3 protein-coding genes are annotated in these 3060 nt (G+C 56.0%); 2 read left to right on the top strand and 1 reads right to left on the bottom strand.

Annotated elements, in window-relative coordinates; all coding sequences use genetic code 11:
• Positions 1 to 68 precede the first annotated feature (68 nt).
• On the bottom strand, positions 69 to 623 hold the full coding sequence (locus B4F73_RS14735; RefSeq protein WP_290483632.1) for a tetratricopeptide repeat protein: 555 nt from the start codon (positions 621 to 623) through the stop codon (positions 69 to 71).
• A gap of 165 nt (positions 624 to 788) precedes the next feature.
• On the opposite strand from B4F73_RS14735, the gene coxB reads away from it, so the two are divergent.
• Positions 789 to 1787 carry a cytochrome c oxidase subunit II gene (coxB, locus tag B4F73_RS14730; protein ID WP_290483631.1) on the top strand — a complete coding sequence of 333 codons (999 nt, stop codon included), beginning with the start codon at positions 789 to 791 and terminating at the stop codon, positions 1785 to 1787.
• Positions 1788 to 1807: 20 nt separating this feature from the next.
• Positions 1808 to 3060, top strand: a 1253-nt coding sequence (locus tag B4F73_RS14725) for a cbb3-type cytochrome c oxidase subunit I (RefSeq protein ID WP_290483630.1), incomplete at its 3' end; no start/stop codon positions are given.

Raw genomic sequence — 3060 nt, 5'->3', positions numbered from 1 at the left:
GTCATCTTGAATAGATGCGTGACACCCCGGCGCGTCGCAAGGGCAAAGGCGCAGAAACCCGTTCCTGATCAGTTCGTGCTGACCTCGAAGCGTGACAGCTGCCATTCGGCCAACTCCCAATCAGGCTTCAATTCCAACGCTCTGCGAAAGTCGTAATAGGCGCCTTCCACATCATCCAGTTTTTCCTTTGCCAGCGCGCGATTGTAGTAGGCGGCGTGCAAATCGTTTGAACCATATGCGATGGCCTGGTCCAGGGATTGGAGCGCCTTGTCATACGCTTCGATGAATATATAGGCTGCGCCCTCATTAAGGTAGGTTTCGCCAGTGTCAGGGCTGATGCGCTTGGACTTCTCATAGTCCGAAAGCGCTTTCTCGTAGAGCCCGGCGCGCATGTAGAGCACGCCGCGATTCGTGTATGTGGCGGCGCGATTGCTTAGCTTCATCGCTTCATGCTGGATCGCCCGGGTGCAGATTTCAGCGCCTTCTCGTGGAGATACGGATCCAAACTTCGCGGCTTCATAGCAGTCCTCGGCAATTCCTCCCCCGAGTACCAATACCTGCGCGTTGGCGGGTCCGACGCCCAGTCCGAGCAGAAGGAAGGCGGTAAGAATTGAGTTTTTCATTGTTTTTGACCTTTCATTTCACGTGCCGGTCGTAGGGAGAACATACCACAGATCGAAGGCATCGCCGACAACCTGCGACAATATTGAGCGCGTAAAGTGGTAGGTTGCGGCTATCACGTATTGTAGATAGAGGGACACAGATTCCAATGAGACGAGGATAACTTCGTGCGACACCTTATTGCCGCCTTGTGCGCTGCCGTCATGGCCGGTCCGGCGCTGGCATTCGTTCCTCAAGACGGTGCGCTGGGTTTCCAGCCTGCCGCAACGCGCATTGCAGAGCGCATTCACATCTTCCACCACTTCGTTCTGATCATCATTGTCTTGATCACACTGCTGGTGCTTGGCCTGCTGATGTGGGTCATCTTGCGTCACAATCGCAAGACCAATCCGGTGCCGAAGAAGTTCAGCCATAACACGCTGATTGAAATCATCTGGACGGTTGTTCCGGCGCTCATCCTCGTTGCAATCGCGAGCCAGTCTTTCCCGAACCTGTATTATCAGGACGTGGTTCCGAACCTTCAGCAAATTACCGATAAGTCGGATGCGATGATTGCTGACGGCAAGACGGCTCAGCATGAGCGCTTCGCCAAGGACTATTTTCCGGAAGCAGCTGAAAAAGGCTTCGTGAACGTCAAGGCGCAGGGCAACCAGTGGAACTGGACCTACACTTATCCGGACCTGATTGATGATTCGGGTTACCCGCTGGAATTCGTTTCCAACCCGGTTCATGTTGGTGTTTCGACAGATGGCGACAACTATGCCGCGGCAACAGGCCGTACCGATTTCGCGTCCAAGCCCAAAAATCTCGCCGTCGATTACCCGATGGTTATCCCGGAAGATCGTTTTGTGCGTTATTACACGGCCGCGGCTGACGTGATCCACTCCTGGACCGTTCCAGCCTTCGGTGTGAAGACGGACGCCGTTCCGGGTCGCCTGAACGAGGGCTGGTTCCTCGTCGAGGAGCCGGGCATCTACTACGGCCAGTGCTCTGAGCTTTGCGGCGTGAACCATGCCTTCATGCCCATTGAAGTGCGCGTGGTCAGCCAGGCGCAATTCGACAGCTGGGCCGAGTTTATGCTCGCGGGTGACTATGAAGCCGCCTATGCGACCGTCGACGTTTTTGCATCCACTGAGCAGGCGACCCAGTTCGCCGCCAAACAGTAATTAGGGAAGAGTGACACGCCATGCCTATGGATGAAGTGGCCATCGACCATCACGACTCACACGATCACAAGCCCGGCTTCTTTACGCGCTGGCTGTTTTCGACCAATCACAAGGACATCGGTACGCTGTACCTGATCTTTGCGCTGATCGCGGGGGTTGTAGGGTACACGCTGTCTGGCCTGATTCGTTGGGAACTTGCTGAGCCGGGTATCGGGGTGATGACACAATTCGTTGCCGGTGAAGGCGACGTGGCCATTCAGAATGCCAAGCATTTCTACAATACGGTGATTACCTATCATGGTCTGATCATGATCTTCTTCATGGTGATGCCGGCGCTCATTGGTGGCTTTGGAAACTGGTTCGTTCCGTTGATGATCGGCGCGCCAGACATGGCCTTCCCACGCATGAACAACATCTCGTTCTGGCTTACAGTTGCAGCTTTTGTGCTTGCCTGTATCTCGATGACGGTTCCAGGCGGACCCGGCGACGGGTTCGGAGGGGGCTGGGTGCTTTATCCGCCGCTGTCGTCCACCACAGGCCATCCCGGCCCGGCAATGGATGTGCTCATCCTGTCGCTGCATACGGCGGGTATCGCGTCGATCCTCGGCGCCATCAACTTCATCGTGACCATTCTGAACATGCGCGCGCCTGGCATGACCATGCACAAGATGCCGCTGTTCGCTTGGGGCGTGCTCATCACGGCCGTCCTGTTGCTGCTGTCGCTGCCGGTGCTTGCTGCCGCGCTGACCATGCTGCTGACCGACCGTAACTTCGGATCGCAATTCTTCGCACCTGCGGGTGGTGGTGACCCGATCATGTTCCAGCATCTGTTCTGGTTCTTTGGTCACCCTGAAGTCTACATCATGATCCTGCCGGCCTTCGGCATCGTCAGCCACATCGTGTCGACCTTCTCCAAGAAACCGATCTTCGGCTACCTTGGTATGGCCTACGCCATGGTCTCCATCGGGGTGATCGGCTTCGTTGTGTGGGCACACCACATGTACACAGTTGGTATGGATGTGGATCTGAAAGCCTACTTCGTTGCGGCCACGATGGTGATCGCCGTTCCGACGGGTATCAAGATATTCTCTTGGATCGCGACCATGTGGGGCGGGTCCATCGACTTCACGGTCCCGATGCTCTGGGCGATTGGCTTTATCTTCCTCTTCACTGTGGGGGGTGTTACTGGTGTCGTGCTCGCAAACGCTGGTATCGACCATGCCCTGCACGACACCTATTATGTCGTCGCGCACTTCCACTACGTGCTGTCGCT

This window comes from Hyphomonas sp. UBA3601, from assembly GCF_002375605.1.
GTDB lineage: Bacteria > Pseudomonadota > Alphaproteobacteria > Caulobacterales > Hyphomonadaceae > Hyphomonas.
The sequence above is the reverse complement of the archived record's forward strand: the minus strand, read 5'-3'. Positions and strand labels throughout refer to the sequence as shown.

Bases quoted from the DNA above. Each gene is read 5' to 3' on its own strand.
- B4F73_RS14735 (WP_290483632.1), bottom strand. From the start codon at position 623: ATGAAAAACTCAATTCTTACCGCCTTCCTTCTGCTCGGACTGGGCGTC.